The organism is Halorubrum trapanicum (assembly GCF_002355655.1).
GTDB classification, from domain to species: domain Archaea; phylum Halobacteriota; class Halobacteria; order Halobacteriales; family Haloferacaceae; genus Halorubrum; species Halorubrum trapanicum_A.
On the sequence record NZ_AP017569.1, the window covers coordinates 2,296,871 to 2,318,891 of the forward strand.

A 22,021-nucleotide genomic window follows, 5' to 3' on the forward strand; every position below is an offset into this window, starting at 1 on the left:
CAATGGCGAAAGGCGAAGTTGACTTCTTCAACGACACTGGCGGCTACGGTTTCATTTCGACTGACGACGCGGACGAAGACGTGTTCTTCCACATGGAAGACGTCGGCGGCCCGGACCTCGAAGAGGGTCAGGAAGTCGAGTTCGACATCGAGGAGGCGGACAAGGGTCCGCGCGCGTCGAACGTCACCCGTCTGTAAGTCGGCGACACCCGAGGCGAATCGGCTTTTCGACTGTTCTCGTCCCCCGAGCGGCGGCGCCGGAGCGCGTTCCGCCGCGAGCGACGGGCCGCGTCGGCGGCGATCTGACTCGCCGCCGGACGGCCCCGACCGATAGGGATTTACCGCTCGCTGACTGACCGGTCAGTCAATGAGCGACTCGCCGAGCGCGGCAGCGGAGATCATGGACGGGGTGTACAGCGCCCTCCGCGCTCACGGCTACGCCGACCTGACGATGCAGGACATCGCCGACGAGTGTTCGAAGAGCAAGTCGCTGCTCCACTACCACTACGACACGAAGGAGGACCTGCTCGTCGCCTTCTTGGAGTACATCATCTCCGACTCCGAGGAGCGGATCGCGGCCCGCGCCGACGACCCGCCCGTCGACCGGTTGGTCCAGTTCGTCGGGTGGTTCGTCTTCGCGCCCGACGAGGCAGACCGCGAGGCGTTCCACATCGCCCTGCTGGAGCTGCGCACGCAGGGGCCGTTCAACGAGCGGATCCGCGAGCAACTGGCGCGCAGCGACCGGCTGCTCCGGGGGACCGTCGCCGACATCCTCGCGGACGGCATCGAGGCCGGCGTCTTCCGCGACGTCGACGTCGAGGAGACGGCGGCCCTGCTCGTGGCCACCCTCGACGGCGCGCGGACGCGGCAGATCACGCTCGCCGGCGCGGAGCGCGACGCCGAGGGCGACGGCTACACCCGAGAGGTCGCGGAGGCGGCGCTCCGGCGGATCGTCGGGCCGCTGCTCGCGGAGGGGGTCGAACTACCGCCGCTCGACGAGGCTATCGAGGCGCTCCGGCGCACCCCCGACGACTCTGACGGTGACGACGACCCCGACGGTTCGGACGACGACCCTGAGGCCGACGGGCCCGCGGGCGACCGCGAATGACCCGCTTCGGGTTCGAGCGGCCGCCGCCGGTCCTGCTCGCGGTGATCGCGAGCACCTTCTTCGTCGGCTTCGGCGGCGGCGTCGTCTTCCCAATCTTACCGAACCTCGGCGCGGTTCTCGGCATCTCGGCGTTCGTGGTCGGCGCGATCCTCTCAGCGAACCGGTGGGTGCGGCTCGTCGCGAACGCGCCGGCCGGCGCCCTCGTCGACCGGTACGGGACGCGGACGCCGTTCGTCGTCGGCCTGTTCGTCGAGGGGGTCGCCACGCTCGGCTACGTCGTCGCGCTCGCGATGCCGCCCGCCGAGTCGCTCCGCCCGCTCGCGGCCTCGCTGCCGACGGTCGCGGCCGGTCCCTTGGTCGTCGGCCCCGAGGAGTGGTTCGGTCCGATCGGGGTCGCCGTCGCGCCCGAGACGTGGTTCCTGCTCGCGCGGGTCCTCTGGGGGCTCGGCTCCGCGGCCGTGTTCGCGACCGCCTACACCATCGCCGCCGACCTCTCGGACAGCGGCTCGCGCGGGACGAACATGGGGATCGTCCGCGGCGGGATCACGATGGGGTTCCCGGCCGGCCTCGTGCTCGGCGGGATCGTCTCCGCGCTCGCGGGCAACGTCGCCGCGTTCACCGTCGCCGCCGCGTTCGCGCTCACGGCCAGCGTGGTCGCCTACCGGTACGTCCCGGAGACACACGTCACGACCGACCGCTCCGACGACTCGATCAGGCCGTGGGAGGTCGACACCGCGGTCCCCGCCGTGACGGTCGGCTTAGTCAACTTCGGGCTGATGTTCGCGTACATCGGTGCGCTCTTTTCCACGCTCGTTTTGTTCCTCGGCGCCGAGGACATCTCGCTGTTCGGCCTCGCCCCGCAGGGCACCTCCGGGCTGTTCATGGCCGGCACGGTCGTCTCGGCCGCGTTCTTCATGCTCGTCGGCGGGCGGGTCTCCGACACCCGTGACTCCCGGACGCCGATCCTGCTGGCGTTCCTCGTCGTCTCGTTCGTCGGGTTCCTGCTGCTCGCCCGGGCCGGGTCGGTCCTCTCTTTGGGCCTCGCCTGCGTCTTCATCGGCGCCGGGCAGGGCGGGACGAGCGGCCCGATGATGGCCCTGCTCGCGGACCTGACCCCCGACGAGCGGATGGGGCGCGCCTCGGGGACGAACAACGTCCTCGGCGACGTGGGCGGCGGCCTCGGCCCGATGGTGTCGCTCCCCCTGATCGAGGCGGTCGGGTTCACTCCCATCTACGCCGCCTGCGCGGCCCTCCCGCTGCTCGCCGGTGGCGTCCTCCTCCTCGGCGTCCGCCGGGAGACCGGGACGTTCCTCCCCGGCCGCGTCGCGGACGAGACGGGTTCGAGCGACCCGTCGAGCGTGGTCGACTCGTAGTCGAGGGTGCCTTCGACCAGCGTAGCTACGGTTTATAAATGAACGAGGCGGTGGCGCGTGCCTGCGAGCGGCCCTTGGCCGCGAGCAGCACGCGCGAGGGAGTCGGCCGACCGGAGGGAGGCCGACGAGGCTGGGGAGGTGTGAGGTGCGGTTGCGGTGCTGTGCGGGGTGGGACTCAAAGGGGCAGCCGCGAGGCGGGCGCAGGCGACGCAAGGACCGCAAGGAGCGAGTGAAACGAGCGACTGAGGACCGCAGCGAGCGTGCGCCCGCCTCGCGGCTGGGGCTTTGGAAGTGTTCGCCGCCGAACCGCGATCAACTATTTATAAACGAGCGGCTGGGGCTTTGGAAGTGTTCGCCGCCGAACCGCGATCAACTATTTATAAACGAGCGGCTGGGGCTTTGGGGACGTTCTCCGCCGATCCGGCATCAGACATTTATAAATGAGCGGCTAGGGGTTCGCTATTGCTCCACTCGGAATATCGAGATCCTTTATAAATCCGCACTGGATCTACGTAGCTCGTCGAAACGGTCGTTCACCGCCAGTTACGCGAGATGTAAGGTGTGCGAACCGCTGACTCCCCCTGCCCGAAAGAACAACCGTTAAAAGTCGGCGACGGGTTCGTACGGACATGGCTGGAACTATCGAAGCGCTCGTCCCCGGCGGGCAGGCCAACCCCGGCCCGCCGCTCGGTCCCGAGCTCGGACCGACGCCGGTGGACGTTCAGGACGTCGTCGCGGAGATCAACGACGAGACCGCTGCCTTCGACGGCATGGAGGTGCCCGTCACCGTCGAGTACGACGACGACGGCTCCTTCACCATCGAGGTCGGCGTGCCGCCCACCGCGGAGCTCATCAAGGACGAGGCCGGCTTCGACACCGGCTCAGGCGAGCCCCAGGAGAACTTCGTCGCCGACATGTCGATCGAGCAGGTGAAGAAGGTCGCCGAGCAGAAGTCGAGCGACCTGCTCGCGTACGACACGAAGGCCGCCGCCAAGGAGGTCGGCGGCACCTGCGCCTCCCTCGGCGTCACCATCGAGGGCGAGGACGCCCGGACGTTCGACGACCGCGTCGACGCCGGCGAGTACGACGACGTCCTCGACGAGTAGCTCCCTTTTCGCGGCTCTCCGACTTTCGGCGCCGCTTTCGATTCCGATCCGTTACATCGCGGGCCGTTCCGACCCGTTACACTACGGACCGGCTACACCGCGGACCGCTCCGCGACCTCCGGCTCGGGCGGTTCGGTCGCGACCGGCCGCACGTCGGCCCACGTCCAGCCGACGATCGCGGCCGCGGCGACGAGCGCGTAGAACTGGACGAACACGCCGGCGATCGTCCCGAGGATCGGGACCACGGAGAGGACGCCGATAGCGAGCGCGCCGGCGAGGACGACGACCGCCGCCGTGAGCCAGCCGGTCGCGTACGCCCGTTTCGTGACGACGCCCCAGAGCGCGCCGACGGCGAACCCGTCGCCGACCCGTCCCGACTCCGCCACCGCGGCGAGCGCCGCCGGCGTCACGTAGAGCCCGACGAGCGACAGGGCCAGGGCGACGAGCCCCGCGACGAGGACGAAGATCCCGACAGCGAAGGCGCCGAGGAAGGACCCCGCGCCGCCGTCGCCGGTTCCCGGGACCACGACGAACGCGCTGAGGCTCACGACCGCGGCGGCCGCGGCGACCGCGAGCGGGAGCAGCGAGTAAACGAAGACGACGGCGAACGCCTTCAGGCCGTCGACGAACAGCTCTCCCCACGCCTCGAAGACCGGCGGCTCGTCGTCGCCGTCGGAGGTGCGCCGTAGGACCCGCGCGAGGTAGCCGAAGACGAGGATCGAGGGGATGACGAGCGGGCTCGCGAGGAGCAGGAGCCCGCCGATGACGGCGGTGGTGACGGCGTCGTCGCCGTCGCGAAGGTAGGTGAGCGATGCTTCTATCATGATGGTTCTCACGCTCTTAACGCGCCGTGAGGTATTAAGATAGTACGGCAGTGTTCAGCGGCCGCCGGAGCCGACGGATTTTATCCGCCCCGACCCGACTCGCCGATATGCCCGACCTCAACCCCGTCGCGAAGCGGATCCACAACGTCCAGCCTCGGCCGGTGCGGCTCGAACTCGACACCGGCGAGACGGGCGTCTTCGAGTTCTCGTCGACGGAGTTCTTCCAGCGGGAGTTCCGCGGCGAGGGCGTCCGGACCGACGCGGACAGCGACGCCGACTTCCGGCTGATCAGCTCCGACGACTACGAGCGGATCCTGCTCGGCCGCTCCGGCTCCGACGAGGAGGGGTGGTCGATGGTCGGCGAGGTGGTCGCGGCCGAGCGCGCCGAGGAGTGAGGGGACGGCGGGCCGCCCGCGGAGCCCGACTCACCGGACGACCGTCACGGGCACCTCTGCGCGGCGCACCACGCCCTCCGCGACGCTACCGAGGAGGACACGCGAGAGCCCGGTCCGCCCGCGGCTCGCCAGCACGACGTGGTCGAACGGCTCGCCGGGCTCGTCGCCGTCCTCGCCGACGGGCTTCTCGCCGCCCGCCACGGCGAGGATCGTCTTCGTCGGGCGCCCGACCTCCAGCCGCGTGTCGATCTCTTGATCGACCGCGTCGACCGCCTCGGAGAGAATCCGTTCGCCGCGCTGCTTGGCGCTCTTGTACCACTGGTCGGAGGCGCCCGGGAACCCCCCCTCGGCGCCCGTCGCCGAGTCCGCGGGGTTGATCACGTGGAGCGCCGTGAGGTCGGCGTCGGGCCACTCGCCGGCCGCGAACCGCAGCGCTTCGGCCGCCTCCTCCGACCCGTCGACCGCGACGAGGATGCGCTTGCTCATACGCGGCGGTTCGCCCGCTCCGGATAAAAAGGGCGGCGGCGACTCCGGCTCGGCGGCAATCCGGGGCGCGCCGCGTCGCGCAGAGGGGCGCGGATACGTCTCGTCAATCGTGCCGGGTCACGCACTCCGAGAGCCCGATCAGCTCGACGGGCTCTGAGTTGTCCGGCGAGTAGACGACCATCTGCCCCTTCTCCATGTACGGCACCTTGCCGGCGAGGTTCGAGGGGATGTTGACGCTGGAGATCGCGTCCTCGTCGCCGAGGTTCAAGACGATCTTCGTGTTTATCTGTTTGAACACCGACTCGGCCACGTCCTGCGGGTCCTGCGTAATTAAAAAGAGACCCAGCCGCTCCTTGCGGCCCTGCTTGGCGGCCTCCGTGAACTTCTGGACCACCTTCTGGGCCTGGACGTTGTCGGCGTCCGCGAGGAAGTTGTGCGCCTCGTCCATCCCGACGAGGAGCGGCGTCTCCTTGATCCGGTCGCTCGCCGGGTCGTTCGAGAGCTTGTCGTCGACTAACAGTCCCGCGACCGCGAGGACGACGATCTCCTTCTGCCGGGAGGTCGGCAGGTGGTAGGTGGGGACGACAGAGAGTCCCCCCGGCCGGACGAGGGTGTGGTCGAGCTCCGTGATCGGCTTCGCGTCCTGGTCGAACACGCCGCTCGGAACCCCGCGGACCCGGCGCTTGACGGCGTCGAAGGTGGCCTCGTGGACCCGCCCGCTCTCGTGGAGCTCCTCTTTGAGCGCCGGGTCGTCGAGGTACGAGAGGAACTGGCTGTAGGTGCCCGAGTCGCCGTAGTCGTCGAAGAAGCGGTTGAGCAGCGTCAGCAGCGCGGGGTACTGGTTGTCGTTGAGCCCGGAGCCGGCCACGAGCCACGGCATGTCGTCCGCCAGCGAGAAGGGGATCGTGAACTCGACGCGCTCGGCGCGGTGCCCCTCGCCGGGGTACGTCGCGTTCGCGACGCGGGGCACGAGGGCGACCGTGTCGTCGTGGCCGCCGTGGGCGATCCCCTCCCGTTCGAGCCGCCGCGCGAACGCGTCGTCGAGGTCGGGGTTGTCGTCGTGCATCTGCGCGTACTCGTCCTGCGGGTCGAACTGGACGACCGCCATCCGCGACTCACGGCCGTCGCCCATCGGGTACGTCCGGTCGGAGTCGAGGTACTGCCGGAGGACGTTCTTCGAGGCGTGGGTCTTCCCCGATCCGGTGCCGCCGGCGACGAGCGTGTGACGGAAGGCGAGCGGGTCGCCGTCGCCGTAGTCGTCCTTCACCCGGTAGTCGACTGTCGGGGGCTCCGCCGCGGTCCGCACCTTCTCGCCGCCGACCGAGAGGTGGCCGAGGAAGACGCCGTCGTCGGGGATCTTCAGCCCCGTCTTGATCTCGGCGTCGTCGGCCGCCTCCTCGACGACGGCGCCGGGCTTCGGTACGCGGTCCGTCATCCGCCGCTTCATCTCCTCGCCCTCGCCGTAGACGACGGACATCGGCTCCAGGTCGGCGACGAACTTGTAGTCGCGCTCGGCGAACTCGTCGCGCCGCATCTGCCGGCGGGCGTGGATCTCGGTCGCGTCGTCCGACTGGAACTCCTGTGCGTACTCTAACCCCGTGATCCGACAGAACAGCCGCTCGCCGTCGGGATACGGGATCAGGAGGTACTTCCCGAGCCGCACGGACTCGCGGTTTCCCGTCGTGACGAACGCCTTCAGCGACGTCTCCTCTTCCTCCTCGGCCACGCGGAGCCCCTGCGAGACCGACACCACACCGAGGCCCGAATCGCTGCCGGCCGGCGTCGCGTCGTAGTCGGCGAACGCGTCGTCCGCGGCGTCGCTTCCGGAGGTCCCTGCCGCGGCGTCGGTCGCGCTCCCTCCGTCGGTCGCGTTTCCGTCGTCGACCGCGGAGTCGCCGCCGGCCGCGCTCCCGGCGTCGTCCTCGCCCGGGGCGTCGCCGTCGCCCTCGCCGTCACCGGTGAACTCGGTGAAATCCTCCAGCGTCATGGCGTATCCACCGGTCGCCGGGCCGAAAGCGTTTGCCCTCGCGCCGCGGGGGCCGCCCCACTGTGGACCGGCCGCGGAGCGCCGGTCACGGCGCCCTTATCCCGCTCGACCACGTACCCGTGGCATGATACTCGTTCGCGGCAGCGGCGGCGGGACGGACCTCACCGGCACGGTGTTCGAGCGCGGCGAGGAGCCGCCCGCGTACAAGGGCGCGCCGGACGAGGACGCGCCGTACGTCTGGGTGTGCGACTCCTTCTACGAGGTCGAGAGCGGCGGGTCGCCGCTCGTCGTCGACGGCGAGGAGATCCGCGTCGCCTTCGAGGAGCCGATGCCCCGCGGGTTCGACACCCGCGACCAGGCGGTCGAGGCCGCCCGCGAGCACGTCCGCACGCAGTTCGCGCGGATCGGCGTCGACCCCGCCGACGTCGCGGTCGAGGTGACCGCGGCTGACCCGGCCTGAGCCGCGGCGACGGGCGGGAGCGGTCGACCGCGGCTCCGCTTCCCGAACCCCTTTTCGCCCGCGGCCCAACCGGCCCGTATGACCGAGCTACCGGACCGCGTCGTCGGCGACGCGCGGACGAGCGACTTCGGGTGGAGCGTCCTCACGGACCTGACGGACATCGGGAACCGCATGGCCGGATCGACCGGCGAGCGCCGCGGCGCCGAGCGCGTCGTCGAGGCGTTCGAGGACGCCGGCCTGCGGAACGCCGGCCTCGACGAGTTCGAGATCCCCGGCTGGTGGCGCGGTGAGTCCTCGCTCGCGGTGTCGGGCGCGGTCGAGCGACACCACGAGAACTCCCACGAGGTCATCGCGCTACCGGGGACGCCGAGCGGCGAGGCGACGGCGCCGCTCGTCGACGTCGGCGACGGCACCGACGAGGCGTTCGCGGCCGCGGGAGACGAGCTGGAGGGCGCGGTCGCGATGGCCTCCTCGCGCACGCCGGACTCCCACGACCGGTGGATCCACCGGATGGAGAAGTACGTCGCGGCCGCCGAGCGCGGCGCGGTCGGGTTCGTCTTCCGCAACCACATTGAGGGGGCGCTCCCGCCGACCGGCGAGATCGGGTACCACAACCGGCCGGGGCCGATCCCCGCCGTCGGCGTCTCGAAGGAGGTCGGCGAGCGGCTCGCGCGGCTCGCAGCTGACGGAAACGAAGACGGACCGACCGTCTCGCTCGACGTCGACTGCCGGAACGAGCCGACGACCTCCGTCAACGCGGTCGCGGAAGTCGGACCTGACACGGAGGAGGCGGTGTACCTCACCGCCCACGTCGACGCCCACGACGTGAGCGACGGCGCCAACGACAACGGCGCGGGGTCGGCGCTCGTCGCCGAGGTCGGGCGCCTGCTCGCGACCGTCGAGGACGATCTCGACACGCGGGTGCGGCTCGTCACGTTCGGCTCGGAGGAGATCGGCCTGTGGGGGGCGTATCACACCGCGGAGACGACGCCCGAGGAGGAGATCGCCTGCGTGGTCAACCTCGACGGCGCCTGTAGCTCTCGGAATCTCCGCGTGGGGACGAACGGGTTCGGGGGGATGCGCGCCGTCTTCGAGGGCGTCGCGGACGCGTTCGACGCCTCCCTGACGACCGGGGAGACGATCTCGCCGCACGGCGACCAGTGGGCGTTCGTCCAGGAGGGGATCCCGGCCGTGATGGCCTCCACGACGAGCGACCAGTCCGGGCGCGGCTGGGGCCACACCCACGCCGACACCCTCGACAAGCTCGACTCGCGGGACCTCCGCGAGGTGGCGACGCTCGTGACCGCGGCGGTCTACCGGTTCGCGACCGGCGAGGTCGAGGCCGAACACCGCTCGCGGGAGTCGGTCCGCGACGCCATCGACGAGGGGTACGTCGAGGAGCTGAAGACGGGCGGGCGGTGGCCCTACGAGGAGTGATCCGGACGAGCGAGTGCGGAGGACTACGACGGCGACTGTCGGGAGCTACGACGGAGACCGGTACCGAGAGGCGCGGCCGCGTCGAAGCCCTCGGACGGCGATAGACTAGGCCGCGTCGCGAGGGTCCATCATCCCTTCCTTTACGCCCATCCTGATCAGGAGGACGTTGACCGGATAGGCGGCGACGAGCCCCAGCGACAACGAGACCACGAGCGCGGACCAGAACAGCGCGTCCGTCAGTCCGGCCTCGCCCGCCAGCCAGAGGTCGGCCCCGATCGCCACGACTTCCATCACGGTGATACTCGGCGTTTCGCTCAGGAACGCGTCCCGCATCGCGCGAGGGAACGACACTCCGTCCTGCATGAGCGGGCCGACGGTCAGCGCGTAGCCGAACGCGTACGCGAACGCGAGACGTCGTGGCCACGACGGCGAGGCGGTCCATCGCCAGCACACCGAGGGCGATGACAAGGCCGGTCACCTCGCCGGCGCCGCAGCCGGAGTAGCAGTGGCAGACGCTGCGAAAGCCTCGACGCCAGAGGCTGTCGCGCCGTATCTGACTCCGGCCGGAGTACCAGTACACCGCCAGTCCGATCGGGCCGGAGTACAACACGGTGAGACCCCAGACGAACTTCATCAGGCTCCCGAGGCCGCTGTTGTTCGAGCGGAGGTCGTGGCTCAGGGCCCCGAGGGAGACGGCGACGAGGGTCCCCCAGCCCAGCAGGTACGTGGGGTTCGTCAGAACGCCTTGAAGCGAGGTTCTGAGCGCCATATATCAGCGTTCCCCCACGATCCGAGTCGGCGGGTCGAACGCGTCGACCTCCTCCTCGATGATGTCGCGCTCGAAGTAGAGCAGTTCGACGGCGAGGACGAACGCCGCGATGCCGAGCACGGTGTAGAACGTGTTCGGCTCTCGGGTGTAGAGATTGAACAGCATAAGCGGGAAGAACGCCAGCGATCCGACCGTCCCGATCGCCGGGATGACGGCGTTCACCTCGTCGTGGTCGCGCTGCCGGAACGCGAGGTAGCTCATCGCGCCGAACACGAGGATGAACGACAGCGAGGCGAACGAAGTGATGGCCTCGAGGCTTCCGTACCACGTAAATATCGCGGTGACGCCGCCGAGCAACAGGACCGTCCGTTCGGGGATACCGTCGCCGTCCGGGCTCCCGATCCGATCCGGGAGCAGGTCGTCGCCGAGCAGTCCCTTGGCGAAATGCGCCGACGAGAACAGCGTCGCGTTGATCGCGCTCCCGGTCGAGAACAGCGCCGACAGCGCGAGAGCGACCGCCCCGAGCTGGGCCAGGCCGTAGGGCCGCATCGCGAGCCACGCGGCGTCCTTCAGCGCGACGTGCGGGCGGGACACGAGCGCTTCCGGGGCGAGGTTCACCGTCACCATCCCCGCGAGGACGTAGACGGCCACGGCGACGGGGATGGAGATGTACACGGCCTTCCGGATGGTTTCGACGGGGTCCTCGATGCGATCCTGGTCGTAGTAGAGGAGCTGCCACCCTTGAAACGCGACGAACGAGATGGCGGCCGCCGTTACGGGGTCGAAGCCGCCGAAGTGGCCGCGGCCGTAGTCGAACGGGGCGCCGCTGAACCCGAACGCGTACACCAGTCCGAGTAGCCCGAACGCGACGAGGATGCCGACCTTCAGTGCGACGAGGACGTTCTCGGCGACTCCGGTGGTTCGCGCCCCGAGCAGGTTCAGACCAACGAATCCGACCACCGCCAGCACCGAGGCGAGCGGCCGCACGGACACGCCCGCGACACGCGACGGGACGACACCGAACGCGGCCGTGAACTCGCCGAAGGCGAACGCGTACATCGCGATCGAGCCGACGTAGCCGAACAGGAGCGTCCACCCGATCATCCCGGCCACGGTCGAGTTGCCGAGGTAACACTGTACGAACGTCACCGAACCCCCGCGGTTATCCGTGAGGCGGTTGAGCGCGTTGTACGAGTACCCCGCACACGTGGCGACGACCCCGGCGATCAGGAACGCGAACCAGACGGCCGAGACCGTGATCTGCGCGACGACGCCGAGGACGGCGTAGATGCCGCCACCGATCATACCGCCGAGCGCCATCGAGAGCGCCTCTTTCAGTCCAAGATTCTCAGCCACAGCTATCAACCTCGGTTGTGGGAGGCCGCGTTTGGAGGGGGTTCAAAGCTTTGGCTTCCCCGTCGGTCATCGTACCGCTCCCGTCGCGGATAACGCACTACCGCGTCCGCCCGGCGCGGCGGCTCACGAGTCTCTCACCGGCCCGCCGCCCGACTCACTCCTCGTCGGAGCCGTCGCAGACGCCGAGCGGGAGCGACTCGGGGGCGTCGTCGTCGAGGCCGGCGTACGCGTCGTCGATGAGCCGAGCCAGCTGCGTCTCGGGGCTCACGCCGCGGGCGGCGGCGAGGGCGGTGAGACGCTCGTACTGCTCGTCCGGCACGGACACGGTTCCGTCGTCCATGTGCGCCGCTCCGTTCCGGAGCGACAAAAGCGTTGGTTCGGGCCCGAAATACGTCAAATCCGTTCAGATCACGACGAGTCCGTCCGGTCTCGCTCGCGCACGGCGCCGACCGGCTCGCCCTCTGCGAACCGGTCGAACAGCGCGTTCATCACCGCCGACTCCGCGCGTGAGAGGTGTTCCCAGACGGTCGTCGACCCGAGCCCCAGCTCCTCGGCGACCTCCTCGACGCCAACGCCGCCGCCGTGGTCGTAGTAGCCCGCGGCGATCGCGGTCGCGAGGACCTCTCGCTGCCGCTCGGTGAGCCCGTCGAGGAGGCCGGACGCGGGGAGCTGCGGCGAGCGCTCGATCGACGCGAGCTCGACGTTCCGCGCCAGCTCCACCTCGTTGCCGCCGCGCTCCAGCTCGCGCATCACCGCCGAGAGGTCGTCCCCGTCCTCGAGGTACGCCGTCCAGCGCTCGACCCCGCCCGAGATGGTCGTCCCCGTTCGGTAGTGGATCCCCATCTGCGAGAACCGGTCGCCGATCCCGTCCCAGTCGGCGGCGTCGACGTCGATCGTCAGCGCGACGTACGCGTGCGTGCCCTCGATCGGCGCGAGCGGCTCCGCCGACACGATCAGATCGAACTCCCGGAACTCCTCGACGAACGCCTCGATCTCGGCCGGCGGCCCCGTGAGTTCGGCGATCCGCTTGCGCTCGGGTCCGCTGCCGGTCATCGAGGAGACTGAGCGATACCGCACCTCCGGGTGGCGCGCGCTCACCTCGCACTCCGGCTCCCCCGCGTGGCGGATCCGGAACGTCACTTCTCGCATGGGAGGGGTAGAGGTGGCCGGGGTTCAAACGGGTTCCGGAGCGTCGCGAGCCATTTATACCCGCGACTGCGCAACGGTCGGCGTGGTGGCGATGACGAGTCGGTTACCCCCACCGAGCCCCCTGTGACGACGGGTTTCCACCGAGCCACCGTTCCTACCGCCGCCAGTGGCGCGGCCGCCGCTCGCGGTCGTGGAGCGCGGTGAAAGTGGTCGTAAGCCGACGAGTAGCGCCGCTGTCGTGCGGTTTCGACGCGAAATAGAAGGGTGGGTCGTCGTCGCAAGCGGCGGGGCGGGTCGCCGCTCAGTACGAGGCCGCGCGCTTGTCGAGGCCGGCCGCCTCGATGTCCTCGCCGTCGACGGAGGTGCGGAGGACGTCCATCCCGTCGTCGCGGTCGACGTCGAAGTTGCGGGCGTACAGCGCTTCGAGGCGGTCGTACTCGGCGTCGGAGATCGGCGGCACGTCGCTCGCGGCGCTCCACTCGGCGATGTCGTCGCCGTCGCGGAAGGTGGGCGTGACGGAGGCGACCTCGTCGTGCGCGAGCAGCCAGCGGATCGCGGCCTGCGCCATCGTGCGCGTCCCCTCGACCCCGTCGGGGTCCTCGAGGAAGCGGATGGCGTCGACCTTCTCCCAGCCCGTCTCGTACCACTCCTTCGGGCGGTGCGAGCGGTGGTCACCGTCTTCGAGGACGGTGTCGGGCGTCACCTGCTCGTTGAGGAGGCCGGAGGAGTGCGGGACGCGGGCGATGACCGACGTGTCGGAGTCGCTCTCGCGGATCGTCTCGACGAAGTGGCGGCCGGGCTCCTGCTCGAAGAGGTTGAAGACGGTCTGGACCGCGTCGAACTCCTCGTACTCGACGGCGGCGTCGCCCTCGGCGAGCCAGCCGATCGAGGGGCCGAGCGCCCAGCCGAGCGCGCGGACGCGCCCCGACTCCTTCCACTCGCGGAGGAGGTCCCGCACCTCGGGCGTGACGTCGTCGACGTTCGCGTTGTGTAACTGGAGCAGGTCGACGTGGTCGGTGTCGAGGCGGTCGAGCGAGCGCTCGAAGGCGGTTTCGAGGTACTCGCGGTCGAGCTCTTTCGGAAGCTCGCCGTGGCCGGCCTGCGGGTTGTTGTAGAAGTCGTAGCCGATCTTCGTCGCGAGCGTCACCTCGTCGCGGCGGCCGTCGATCGCTTTCCCGATTATCTCCTCGCTGTCGCCGTGGCCGTACACGTCGCCGGTGTCGACGTAGGTGACGCCCGCGTCGAGCGCCTCCTCGACCATCCCGACCGCCTGGTCGTCCGAGCGGTCGCCCCACCAGTCGGTACCGACGACCCACGCGCCGAAGCCGATCTCCGAGACCTCGACGCCCGAGTTACCGAGTTCGCGGTGTTCCATACTCGCCGTTGGGTGCTGGCGCACTTATCCGGTGCGGTCTCGGTCACCGCGTGGGAACGCCGCCACCGCGCGCGGGCCCGGATCGCGGGCGGCGCCCGCGCGTCCCGTTCGCACAACCGAATCCCTTTGAGGGACGGCGACGAAGGAGGGCCGATGACAAAGCGACACGTGTCCCTGCCCGACGGCGCCGAGGCCGGGGTCCGAGGGTTCATCGACGAGGTGGACGAGCGGCTCTCCTCGGACGAGGACACCTGCGAGGTCGTTCGCGACGTGCTGATCGACCTCCACGGCGACCGCGAGGCGTGGGAGGCGTGGCAGAGCGGCGAGTCGGTGTCGCGCGCCGAGCGCGTCCGCCTCCAGGGGTACGACCCGTGTAACGCGACGCTGGAGTCGGAGTACTACGCCGAGAAGGACGAGGACCGCTTCCAGCGCTCGAAACACCTCCAGTGGCTCTGGCGGCAGTTCGACGCCACGCCGATGGCCGACAACGTCGAGTTCGCGCTCCGCTTCCGACAGATGCTCGGCAAGCACCTGTTCGCCGAGTGCGGGGACAACTGTCGCTTCTTCAAGGGAATCTCCGTCACGTACGGCCACAACATCGAGGTCGGCGACAACGTCGTGATCCACGACGACGTCCACCTCGACGACCGCGGGAAGCTGACGATCGGCGACCGCGCGTCCATCTCCGACGGCGTCCACATCTACAGCCACGACCACGACATCGTCGACCAGACCGAGGTGCGGAACTTCCACACGATCGTCGAGGCGGACGCGCGCGTCACCTACGACGCGATGGTCAGGGCGGGCTGTCGGATCGGGGAAAACAGCGTCGTCGGCGCGCGCTCCGTCGTTCAGGGCGACGTGCCCGACCACCACGTCGTCGTCGGCTCGCCCGCGCGCTCCGTCCGCGTGAAACCCGGGTGGGAGGAGGCAGCGGAGGAGCTCGAAGACGGTCGGCTCCCCGACAACCAAGACGACCGCGAGATCGAGTACGAGCTCCCCGACGACCTCGAACAGTTCGACGAGTTTCAGCGGGACCTCCGGCCGCCGAACCAGTCCCGCTGACGCCCGCCGGTCTCCCTAATGCCGCCGTCCGGCTGACGGCGCGAGAACCGCTTTCGAGGGGGAGCGTATCATGGTATCACTCCCCAGTATCGTTATTGGCTAGTAGCGCGTACTGACAGACGGTGTTACGCGCATGCCAGGACAACAGATACTGATGATCGTCGGCGACTTCGGCGAGGACTACGAGATCATGGTCCCGTTCCAGGCGCTTCGGGCGGTCGGGCACGAGGTCCACGCCGTCTGCCCGGAGAAGGGGGCGGGCGAGACGGTCAAGACCGCGATCCACGACTTCCGCGGCGACCAGACGTACCTCGAGGAGCGCGGCCACGACTTCGAGCTCACCCACGGGTTCGACGACGTCGACCCGGCCGACTACGACGCCCTGGTCGTCCCCGGCGGACGCGCCCCCGAGTACCTCCGCGGCTACGACGAGGTGCTCGACGCGGTGCGCCACTTCTTCGAGGCCGACAAGCCGGTCGCGTCGATCTGTCACGGCCCGCAGATCCTCGCGGCGGCGGGCGTGCTCGACGGCTACGAGATGACGGCGTACCCGGCCGTCAGGCCCGAAGTCGAGGCCGCCGGCTGCTCGTGGGTCGACGGCGTGACGACCGACGGGAACCTCGTCACCGGGCAGGCGTGGCCCGACCACCCCGAGTGGATCGCGGAGTTCCTCGACCTCCTCGGTACCGAGATCGAACACGAGGGGGCCGCCGCGACGGCCGACTGAACCCCTCGTTTTTCGTGTCCGACCCCCGCGCCGTCGCCGTCAACGTCGCTGCCAACACGAACGAGCCGGGCTTCCGCGGCCCCGTCTATCCCGACGGCTCGTTCGCGTACGTCCCGATCCCCGAGTCGGCGCCGACGCTCTCCCGCGACCGGTTCCCCGTCGACGAGCCGGTCCCGGCCTACGGCGACCTCGACCTCCCCTTCGCGGTCCCGGCGGAGCTGCGCGGGACGCCCGTCCACGCTGACCCCGAGTTCCCGGGCGTCCACGGCCGCGAGCGGGCGACGTACGGCGACCCCTACGGGGTGAAGGCGTCCCGGATCGCCGACCTCGACCCCGGCGACTGGCTCCTCTTCTACGCGACGCTCACGCTGCGACCGCGCGGGTGGGCGGGACCGGGCGACGAGCGCGCGGGCGACCCGGAAGTCGACGAGCGCGGCGGCGCGTGGCTCCGCGAGCGGGGCGTCGACGTCGACGCCGACCTCGCGCCCGACTGGGGCGCGTACCTCTTCGCCGGGATGCGGGTCGAGCGCGTGCTCTCGACCGGGGAGGGAGACGGCGGCGACGGGGACGGTGGGGGCGTCGTCGACCGCGCGGCCGCCGCCGCGGTCGCGCCGACGAACGCGCACCTGAAGCGCGACCCGTTCGACGCCCGCGTGGTCGCGCTCGGCGACCCGGACGCGTCCGGGCTCTTCGACCGCGTCGTCCCGCTGAGCGCGGCCGACGCCGGGGGCGAGGCGAACCCGATCGTCACCGACCTGTCGAGCGACTCCGGGAGGGGCCCCTGGTGGCGACGCCCGATGGCCTTCGACGCGGCGGCGACGAGTCGGGTACTGGAGCGTATCGACGGGGTGTGACGGGCCGGGTGCGACGCGGCGGGGGTCCGCTCCCGTCGCCACCGCGATTTATACCGTCGGCCGCCGTTACGAGAGGTATGAGCGACGACGAACCCACGGAGACGACCGACGAGGCGGTCGACCGCGGCGCGCCGTCGCGGCTCGGCCGCGTCCTGCTTGGGGTCGGCCTCGCCGCGCAGGCCTCGGAGGACTTCCGCGACATGGACGACACGATCGAGTACGCCGAGTCGGCGGGCGTCCCGATGCCGGACGTCGCCGCGCCGTTCGCTTCCGGCATGATGGTCGTCGCCGGGCTCGGCATCGCGCTCTGGCGGCTCCCCCGGGTCGCGACCGGCGCAGCGGTCGCGTTCCTGACCGTCGTCACCGCGACGATGCACGACTTTTGGAACGCCGACGAGGACGACAAGAGCGGCGAGCGGCTCGCCTTCTTCGGCAACCTCGCAATGTTGGGCGGGGCCTTGGTGTTCCTGCGCGAGGCGTACAAGAAGTGACCGGCGGCGGCGAATCGCGACGCGCAGCCGAATCGTCTCACAACCCGCTCCGGTGTCGATTCCGACTGTCTCCCCGCTCCTCGACGAGCGCAGCGGCTCACGAGCAACGAAAAAATCGGAGAACGGCTCTGGCGAACTCCTACTCGTTCAGCACGCTCGACCACTGGCTGGTGTACGTCGGCTGGTTCGGCTCGAAGGAGACGCGCTGAGTGATCGTCCCGTCGCGCTCCTCGAAGGCGTTCACGTACGCCTCCTCCAGGGACTGCCCGTAGGCGTCGTTGAGGTACAGCGTGCCCGAGCTCTCGGCGCCGACGTTGTCGCCCACGGCGAGGTCGGCCATCGCGGGCCCCTGGAGCAGGTCGGAGGGCGCGGTCCGGAAGATGTAGCCGTTGTCCTCTAAGTCCGTCACGTTCGGGTCGGTCGAGGACGGCGAGATGCCGACGACGCCGTTGGGGATGAACACCTGGTCTGCGACCTGGAGGTTGACGTTCGACGACGCCGGTCCGACGACGGCGCCGTAGCCGGCGTTGACGATGGCGTTCGCGCCCGAGATACCGGCCTGCGGGTTGGTCTGCGTGTCTTCGACCCGCGTCTCGACGTCGACGTTGATGCCGGCGTCGTTGACCTGTGTCGCGGCCAGCAGCGCACCGTCGCGGATCGGGACGCCGAGCGGACCGAGGTCACCCGTCTCTGGCATCAACACGCCGATCCGTGCCGTGAACGAGTCGACGCCGACCGGATCCGCGGCCGTCGCGTTCAGGTCCTCCTCGGTGAGGTCGTTCCCGAACTCGACGGTGTCGATGGTTTCCAGTTCGCCGTTCCGGAAGTCGATGATGTCGTAGGCGGCCGTCGCGATGTCGCCGTTGATGTCGAAGTTGACCCTGGAGGACGCGCCGACGTAGTTGACCGGGTCGCCGCTCGCAACGGTCTCGACCGCGTCCGGGAGGTCCGCGGGCCCGAACTCCTCGCCGCCGGGATTGGCGACGGTCCGGACTCGGTCGCGGATCGCTTCGCCGTCGTTCTCGCCCGCCGCGGTCGCCGCGAGGATCTCGACCGCCATCGCGTCGTACGCCTGCGCGGTGAACACGCCCGGCTCCTCGCCGTACGCCTCCTGATACGACTCGGTGAAGAACTCCGCCCCGGGACCGCCCGCGGAGGGCGCGGTGCCGATGACGTTGTTCATATCGTTGTCGACCTCCTCGGGAAGGTCGGCGTCGATCAGCCCGTCGGGGACGATGATGTCGAGGTCGGGCGCGCTGTCGGCGAACTCGGAGTAGAAGTCGCGGAACAGCTGAATGCCGGACTGCGGGAAGCCGACGACCATCACCGCGTCGGGGACGTTGTTGGCGTCGCCGCCGTCGGAGCCGTCGCCGCCGTCCATTCCGTCACCGCCGTCAGACCCGTCGCTGCCGTCACCGCCATCGGACCCGTCGCCGCTCTCCGTCGAGCAGCCGGCGAGGCCCGCGATGCCGACCGCGCCGGCGCCCTTGAGTACGTCGCGTCGCTGGATTCGTCGCTTCATGCTGTGAGCGTATACCATACGAGCGCTTATAAGTGTATCCACGATCACAAATACCACAGCGCCGGAATTCGGACGCAGCAAGCCGCTTCCGTTCGGTACAGCCGCGCTCTCCCGACCGTTCGCCGATCGGCGGTCGACCGCGAACGCGGGGGTCGTTCTCGCTCGCTGATAGGATATCGGGCCGCGGGGCGGCGCGGTCGCCTCCGGCTTAGTACCCCTGCGCGTTCCCGTCCTTCCGGGGCTCCGTGGCGGCCGACAGCACTCCGCCTTCGTTCCGGGCGATCTGTGCGCCGCCGAACATGACCGGCGAGAGCGTCCGCACGTCGTGGTCCTTCCGGACCAGCTTCGCCGCGGCGTCGTCGTCGAAGTGCGGTTCGAGCCCCAGCTCGCCGCTCTCGCGGTAGCGCCAGCGCGGCTCGTCGAGCGCGCGCTGGAGCGGCATATCGTAGTCGACGATGTTCGAGATCACCTGAACGTGGCCCTGCGGCTGCATGTACCCGCCCATCACGCCGAACGCGGCCCAGTCGTCCTCGTCGAACCGGACGACGCCCGGGATGAGCGTGTGGAACGGGCGCTTGCCGGGTTCGAGGCTGTTCGGGTGGTCCGGGTCGAGCGAGAACGACGCGCCGCGGTTCTGGAGCGCGATGCCGGTGTCGCCGGCGACCAGGCCGGAGCCGAAGCCAGCGAACCGCGAGTTGATGTACGAGACGACGTTGCCCGCCTCGTCGGCGACGGTGAGGAGGACGGTGTCAGCGTCCTCCGCGTTCGCGTTCGGCACGCCGAAGGAGACGTCGTGCGAGGCGGTCTCGCCGACGCCAGCGGCGCGCTCCGCCGCCCACTCCTCCGAGGCGAGCGGCGGGACCTCCTCGTACTCGGGATCGGTGATGTAGCGGTGGCCGTCGTGGAACGCCCGCTTCATGGCCTCCGCGAAGTAGTGGACGCGCTCCGGCGAGTCGTACTCGTACTCGCCGGCGCCGAGCTCGCTCGCGACGTTGAGCGCTTCGAGGGCGATCAGTCCCTGGTTGTTCGGCGGGAGCTCGTACACCTCGGCGCCGTTGTAGGTCGTCGACACCGGGTCCGGCCACTCCACCTCGAAGTCGGCGAGGTCGTCGACGGTCATGAACCCGCCCCGCGACTGGACCTCGTCGGCGATCGCCTCCGCGATCTCCCCCTCGTACACCGCGTCGGCGCCCTCCTCGGCGATCGTCCGCATCGACTCGCCGAGCCGGGGGAGCGTCACCGTCTGGCCGACGCTCGGGGGCTCGTCGTCGAAGAGGAACGCCTCGCGGGCGTGGTCGTCGCTGAACAGCGCGTCGGCGCTCGCCCAGTACGACGCGATCACCTCGGACACCGGGTACCCCTCGGTCGCGTAGCGGATGGCGGGCGCGAGCGCGTCGGCGAGGCTGAGGCGTCCGAGCTCCTCGACGGTCGCCTCCCAGCCCCGGGCCGTTCCGGGGACCGTGACCGCGTGCGGGCCGTAAAAGGGCATCCCGGCCTCGCCGGCGTCGTCGACCGCGTAGCCGCCGTCGTCGGGGTAGTACGAGTCGGCGTCGTCGTCCTCGGCGAGCGCCGCCTTGACGTTCTCGATCGTCGCGTCCGCGGGCGCGCCGCCGCAGGAGCGCATCGCGCCCACGTCGCCGTCGGCGGTCCGGTACAGGGCGAACACGTCGCCCCCGAGCCCGGTCGAGGTGGGCTCGACGACGTTGAGCGCGGCCGCGGTCGCGACCGCGGCGTCGAACGCGTTGCCGCCCTCTCGGAGGACTTCGATTCCCGCTTCGCTCGCGAGCGGCTGACTGGTCGCCACCACGCCGCGCTGACCGTACACGGTCGACCGGCGCGACGTGAATCGGTCTAAGTCTGGCTCCATACGGTTCCGTCCGGGGCGCGAGAGAATAAAGCTCCGACCGGATGTGTCCGGTGTCGGTCCGCCGCGGTCGGCGGGACGCTCGGCTGCGACCGCGGACTGCTCAGGAGTGTTTGGCCGCCAGCACGTCGATCTCGTCGACCTGCGGCTCCTCGACGAACAGCTCGTCGGCGCGCTCGAACAGCTCCGCCGCGATCTCGCCGTCGAGGTGCGCCTGTCGGCCCTCCTCGTCGGGGAACGTGTCGAAGATGCCGAACGTGGTCTCGTCGAGCCGCAGCGCGAACCACGTCGTCGTCTTCTCCTCGGCCTCGGCCGCGGGGAGCGCGGACTCGAGGAACTCGGCCACCTCGTCGGCCTTCTCGGGCTTGGCTTCCAGCCGCGCCTGAAGCGCGTACTCGGAGTCGGACATTCCAGTAGATCGGAGGGCTGCGAGGCGTAAAACTCCCGTGACACCGGGTATCCGGACGCGGGGGGTATCCGGACGCGAAGCCCGATCCCTATCGACGGGCCGGGGGGACACGTCGACCGGTGCGACGGCACGCCTCACACTTCCTCTGAGCCGGCGGACGGGGCGGCCGGCATGGCGAGCGCGCCACGGTGCTGACCCGGTGTCACGGGGACAACGCCACTGTGCCCCGATCGAGCCGGAGCGTTCAGATGTACCCGAGATCCCGGCCGACCTCGCGCAGCGCGTCCTCCTGTCGGTCGGTGTCGTCGGAGTGGAGGTCGGCGATGATCCGCCGCTTGTCCGCCGTGCCGTACTCGGTGTGTATCTCCTTCACCAGGCCCTTGAGATCGGACTCGCTGAGCGTCTCGCCGGCGACTCGCCGCGAGATCTGCTGAATTCGCTCCGCGGTCCGATCGTACAGCTCGGTCTCCGAGATCGGATCGCGCGTCTGCTTCGCGGACCCGGCGGACGCTTCCGTCTCCGAAGCCGGATCGCGATCGATCCCGGCTCGCCTGTCTTTTTCCTCGCGGAGCTTCTGCTCCATCGGCGAGTGAATCGGATCGTCGAGCAACAGGTTCAGCTCGTCGTTCGTCAGGTCTCGCGGACTCGTCGCGCCGGTGTACAGGGACTCTTCGAGCCGCTCCTCGGAGGACTGGAAGTACTCCTCCGGCGCCCCGTCCCAACCGGTGCTGTTCGTCCAAGCGGTCACGTCACACCAGTTGGACTACCAACAGATTGTATCTTTCGGGGAAGTCCCTCGTGGCGCGATGTTCGGAAGCCGGCGTGACCGGAACACGGGACGGGGGTTCGAGTCGACCGAAACTCGACGTGCTTCTTCACCACTACTCTCTACCTACTGCGGTTCCGATAAAAACGAGTTTTTGGCTCTGTTGAAATCCTCTTTTTCAGATGGGCTCTTACCTGAAAAAAGTGGTCGCTGAAGAGTGCTTCTTGGTTGGTTTCGGGAGTGAGTGTAGTACGTCGTGAGTGAGGCTATTTATAAGCAGGATCGCGGTTTTGCTGTCGGTTATTTATAAGTGACTGACGCTGCTGCGGTGAGGGCCTTCAAAGCCCCAGCCGCGAGGCGGACGCACGCTCGCTGCGTTCCTTGGTCGCTCACTCCGTTCGCTCCCTGCGGTGTCGCCGGCGGCTTCGCCGCCGGCTTTCCGTGGGCGTAGCGCCACGCTACTTACGTCGCCTGCGTCCGTCTCGCGGCTGCCCCTTTG

At 69.6% G+C, this 22,021-nt stretch carries 23 protein-coding genes; 11 read left to right on the top strand and 12 right to left on the bottom strand.

The window, feature by feature from the left end; all coding sequences use genetic code 11:
- Positions 1-2: 2 nt before the first annotated feature.
- The 4 genes from CPZ01_RS11205 to CPZ01_RS11220 all read left to right on the top strand — a co-directional run bounded on the left by CPZ01_RS11205 (position 3) and on the right by CPZ01_RS11220 (position 3,586).
- Complete coding sequence (locus tag CPZ01_RS11205; RefSeq protein ID WP_004596869.1) at positions 3-197, top strand: cold-shock protein; 195 nt, start codon at positions 3-5, stop codon at positions 195-197.
- Positions 198-366: 169 nt separating this feature from the next.
- Complete coding sequence (locus tag CPZ01_RS11210) at positions 367-1,107, top strand: TetR/AcrR family transcriptional regulator (RefSeq protein ID WP_096395122.1); 741 nt, start codon at positions 367-369, stop codon at positions 1,105-1,107.
- Positions 1,104-2,480, top strand: a complete 1,377-nt coding sequence (locus CPZ01_RS11215) for an MFS transporter (protein WP_096395124.1) — start codon at positions 1,104-1,106, stop codon at positions 2,478-2,480. Before CPZ01_RS11210 ends, CPZ01_RS11215 begins: the two co-directional genes overlap by 4 nt.
- 629 nt (positions 2,481-3,109) lie before the next feature.
- A complete protein-coding gene (locus CPZ01_RS11220; protein ID WP_006112818.1) occupies positions 3,110-3,586 on the top strand; it encodes a 50S ribosomal protein L11 in 477 nt (158 codons plus the stop codon).
- 92 nt (positions 3,587-3,678) lie between these two features.
- Here the strand turns inward: CPZ01_RS11220 and CPZ01_RS11225 are convergent, their stop codons facing one another.
- Positions 3,679-4,410, bottom strand: coding sequence for a DUF4013 domain-containing protein (locus CPZ01_RS11225; protein ID WP_096395126.1), 732 nt, complete (start codon positions 4,408-4,410; stop codon positions 3,679-3,681).
- 107 nt (positions 4,411-4,517) lie between these two features.
- Here CPZ01_RS11225 and CPZ01_RS11230 point away from each other — a divergent pair, with 107 nt between their 5' ends.
- A complete protein-coding gene (locus tag CPZ01_RS11230) occupies positions 4,518-4,805 on the top strand; it encodes a transcriptional regulator (protein WP_096395128.1) in 288 nt (95 codons plus the stop codon).
- A gap of 30 nt (positions 4,806-4,835) precedes the next feature.
- On the opposite strand, the gene CPZ01_RS11235 is transcribed toward CPZ01_RS11230, so the two are convergent.
- Positions 4,836-5,291, bottom strand: coding sequence for a universal stress protein (locus tag CPZ01_RS11235; RefSeq protein WP_096395130.1), 456 nt, complete (start codon positions 5,289-5,291; stop codon positions 4,836-4,838).
- 103 nt (positions 5,292-5,394) lie between these two features.
- Complete coding sequence (locus CPZ01_RS11240; protein WP_096395132.1) at positions 5,395-7,278, bottom strand: ATP-binding protein; 1,884 nt, start codon at positions 7,276-7,278, stop codon at positions 5,395-5,397.
- Between the two features lie 124 nt (positions 7,279-7,402).
- Here CPZ01_RS11240 and CPZ01_RS11245 point away from each other — a divergent pair, with 124 nt between their 5' ends.
- On the top strand, positions 7,403-7,738 hold the full coding sequence (locus CPZ01_RS11245) for a DUF7113 family protein (RefSeq protein WP_096395134.1): 336 nt from the start codon (positions 7,403-7,405) through the stop codon (positions 7,736-7,738).
- Between the two features lie 78 nt (positions 7,739-7,816).
- Positions 7,817-9,175 (top strand): M28 family peptidase, encoded by a 1,359-nt coding sequence (locus tag CPZ01_RS11250; protein ID WP_096395136.1) that lies wholly within the window; start codon positions 7,817-7,819, stop codon positions 9,173-9,175.
- A gap of 105 nt (positions 9,176-9,280) precedes the next feature.
- Here CPZ01_RS11250 and CPZ01_RS15720 read toward each other — a convergent pair whose 3' ends face one another.
- From CPZ01_RS15720 to CPZ01_RS11275, 5 genes are all read right to left on the bottom strand, one after another.
- Positions 9,281-9,643, bottom strand: coding sequence for a DUF4396 domain-containing protein (locus CPZ01_RS15720; RefSeq protein WP_321167225.1), 363 nt, complete (start codon positions 9,641-9,643; stop codon positions 9,281-9,283).
- A 304-nt stretch (positions 9,644-9,947) separates the two neighbouring features.
- The gene (locus tag CPZ01_RS11260) at positions 9,948-11,300 is read right to left on the bottom strand and encodes an APC family permease (protein WP_096395138.1); all 1,353 of its coding nucleotides are present in this window, start codon (positions 11,298-11,300) and stop codon (positions 9,948-9,950) included.
- Between the two features lie 154 nt (positions 11,301-11,454).
- Positions 11,455-11,640, bottom strand: coding sequence for a hypothetical protein (locus tag CPZ01_RS11265; RefSeq protein WP_096395140.1), 186 nt, complete (start codon positions 11,638-11,640; stop codon positions 11,455-11,457).
- A 68-nt stretch (positions 11,641-11,708) separates the two neighbouring features.
- Entirely contained in the window at positions 11,709-12,449 is a 741-nt protein-coding gene (locus CPZ01_RS11270) for a helix-turn-helix domain-containing protein (RefSeq protein ID WP_096395142.1), read from the bottom strand.
- A gap of 301 nt (positions 12,450-12,750) precedes the next feature.
- Complete coding sequence (locus tag CPZ01_RS11275; RefSeq protein WP_096395144.1) at positions 12,751-13,824, bottom strand: aldo/keto reductase; 1,074 nt, start codon at positions 13,822-13,824, stop codon at positions 12,751-12,753.
- Between the two features lie 153 nt (positions 13,825-13,977).
- On the opposite strand from CPZ01_RS11275, the gene CPZ01_RS11280 reads away from it, so the two are divergent.
- The 4 genes from CPZ01_RS11280 to CPZ01_RS11295 all read left to right on the top strand — a co-directional run bounded on the left by CPZ01_RS11280 (position 13,978) and on the right by CPZ01_RS11295 (position 16,961).
- Entirely contained in the window at positions 13,978-14,889 is a 912-nt protein-coding gene (locus CPZ01_RS11280; protein ID WP_096395146.1) for an acyltransferase, read from the top strand.
- A gap of 133 nt (positions 14,890-15,022) precedes the next feature.
- Positions 15,023-15,616: a DJ-1/PfpI family protein gene (locus CPZ01_RS11285; protein WP_096395148.1), complete on the top strand. Its 594-nt coding sequence runs from the start codon at positions 15,023-15,025 to the stop codon at positions 15,614-15,616.
- Between the two features lie 14 nt (positions 15,617-15,630).
- Positions 15,631-16,470 (top strand): Nmad3 family putative nucleotide modification protein, encoded by an 840-nt coding sequence (locus CPZ01_RS11290; RefSeq protein WP_096395151.1) that lies wholly within the window; start codon positions 15,631-15,633, stop codon positions 16,468-16,470.
- Between the two features lie 77 nt (positions 16,471-16,547).
- Positions 16,548-16,961 carry a DoxX family protein gene (locus tag CPZ01_RS11295; protein ID WP_096395153.1) on the top strand — a complete coding sequence of 138 codons (414 nt, stop codon included), beginning with the start codon at positions 16,548-16,550 and terminating at the stop codon, positions 16,959-16,961.
- Between the two features lie 139 nt (positions 16,962-17,100).
- Here CPZ01_RS11295 and CPZ01_RS11300 read toward each other — a convergent pair whose 3' ends face one another.
- The 4 genes from CPZ01_RS11300 to CPZ01_RS11315 form a co-directional block, all read right to left on the bottom strand.
- Positions 17,101-18,483 (bottom strand): ABC transporter substrate-binding protein, encoded by a 1,383-nt coding sequence (locus CPZ01_RS11300; RefSeq protein WP_096395155.1) that lies wholly within the window; start codon positions 18,481-18,483, stop codon positions 17,101-17,103.
- 208 nt (positions 18,484-18,691) lie between these two features.
- Positions 18,692-20,350 (bottom strand): gamma-glutamyltransferase family protein, encoded by a 1,659-nt coding sequence (locus CPZ01_RS11305; RefSeq protein ID WP_096395157.1) that lies wholly within the window; start codon positions 20,348-20,350, stop codon positions 18,692-18,694.
- Positions 20,351-20,450: 100 nt separating this feature from the next.
- Positions 20,451-20,756 carry a putative quinol monooxygenase gene (locus tag CPZ01_RS11310; RefSeq protein WP_096395159.1) on the bottom strand — a complete coding sequence of 102 codons (306 nt, stop codon included), beginning with the start codon at positions 20,754-20,756 and terminating at the stop codon, positions 20,451-20,453.
- Between the two features lie 244 nt (positions 20,757-21,000).
- A complete protein-coding gene (locus CPZ01_RS11315) occupies positions 21,001-21,504 on the bottom strand; it encodes a hypothetical protein (protein ID WP_096395161.1) in 504 nt (167 codons plus the stop codon).
- Positions 21,505-22,021: the final 517 nt, after the last annotated feature.

Bases quoted from the DNA above. Each gene is read 5' to 3' on its own strand.
- CPZ01_RS11205 (WP_004596869.1), top strand. From the start codon at position 3: ATGGCGAAAGGCGAAGTTGACTTCTTCAACGACACTGGCGGCTACGGT.
- CPZ01_RS11210 (WP_096395122.1), top strand. From the start codon at position 367: ATGAGCGACTCGCCGAGCGCGGCAGCGGAGATCATGGACGGGGTGTAC.
- CPZ01_RS11215 (WP_096395124.1), top strand. From the start codon at position 1,104: ATGACCCGCTTCGGGTTCGAGCGGCCGCCGCCGGTCCTGCTCGCGGTG.
- CPZ01_RS11220 (WP_006112818.1), top strand. From the start codon at position 3,110: ATGGCTGGAACTATCGAAGCGCTCGTCCCCGGCGGGCAGGCCAACCCC.
- CPZ01_RS11225 (WP_096395126.1), bottom strand. From the start codon at position 4,410: ATGATAGAAGCATCGCTCACCTACCTTCGCGACGGCGACGACGCCGTC.
- CPZ01_RS11230 (WP_096395128.1), top strand. From the start codon at position 4,518: ATGCCCGACCTCAACCCCGTCGCGAAGCGGATCCACAACGTCCAGCCT.
- CPZ01_RS11235 (WP_096395130.1), bottom strand. From the start codon at position 5,291: ATGAGCAAGCGCATCCTCGTCGCGGTCGACGGGTCGGAGGAGGCGGCC.
- CPZ01_RS11240 (WP_096395132.1), bottom strand. From the start codon at position 7,278: ATGACGCTGGAGGATTTCACCGAGTTCACCGGTGACGGCGAGGGCGAC.
- CPZ01_RS11245 (WP_096395134.1), top strand. From the start codon at position 7,403: ATGATACTCGTTCGCGGCAGCGGCGGCGGGACGGACCTCACCGGCACG.
- CPZ01_RS11250 (WP_096395136.1), top strand. From the start codon at position 7,817: ATGACCGAGCTACCGGACCGCGTCGTCGGCGACGCGCGGACGAGCGAC.
- CPZ01_RS11265 (WP_096395140.1), bottom strand. From the start codon at position 11,640: ATGGACGACGGAACCGTGTCCGTGCCGGACGAGCAGTACGAGCGTCTC.
- CPZ01_RS11270 (WP_096395142.1), bottom strand. From the start codon at position 12,449: ATGCGAGAAGTGACGTTCCGGATCCGCCACGCGGGGGAGCCGGAGTGC.
- CPZ01_RS11275 (WP_096395144.1), bottom strand. From the start codon at position 13,824: ATGGAACACCGCGAACTCGGTAACTCGGGCGTCGAGGTCTCGGAGATC.
- CPZ01_RS11280 (WP_096395146.1), top strand. From the start codon at position 13,978: ATGACAAAGCGACACGTGTCCCTGCCCGACGGCGCCGAGGCCGGGGTC.
- CPZ01_RS11285 (WP_096395148.1), top strand. From the start codon at position 15,023: ATGCCAGGACAACAGATACTGATGATCGTCGGCGACTTCGGCGAGGAC.
- CPZ01_RS11295 (WP_096395153.1), top strand. From the start codon at position 16,548: ATGAGCGACGACGAACCCACGGAGACGACCGACGAGGCGGTCGACCGC.
- CPZ01_RS11300 (WP_096395155.1), bottom strand. From the start codon at position 18,483: ATGAAGCGACGAATCCAGCGACGCGACGTACTCAAGGGCGCCGGCGCG.
- CPZ01_RS11305 (WP_096395157.1), bottom strand. From the start codon at position 20,350: ATGGAGCCAGACTTAGACCGATTCACGTCGCGCCGGTCGACCGTGTAC.
- CPZ01_RS11310 (WP_096395159.1), bottom strand. From the start codon at position 20,756: ATGTCCGACTCCGAGTACGCGCTTCAGGCGCGGCTGGAAGCCAAGCCC.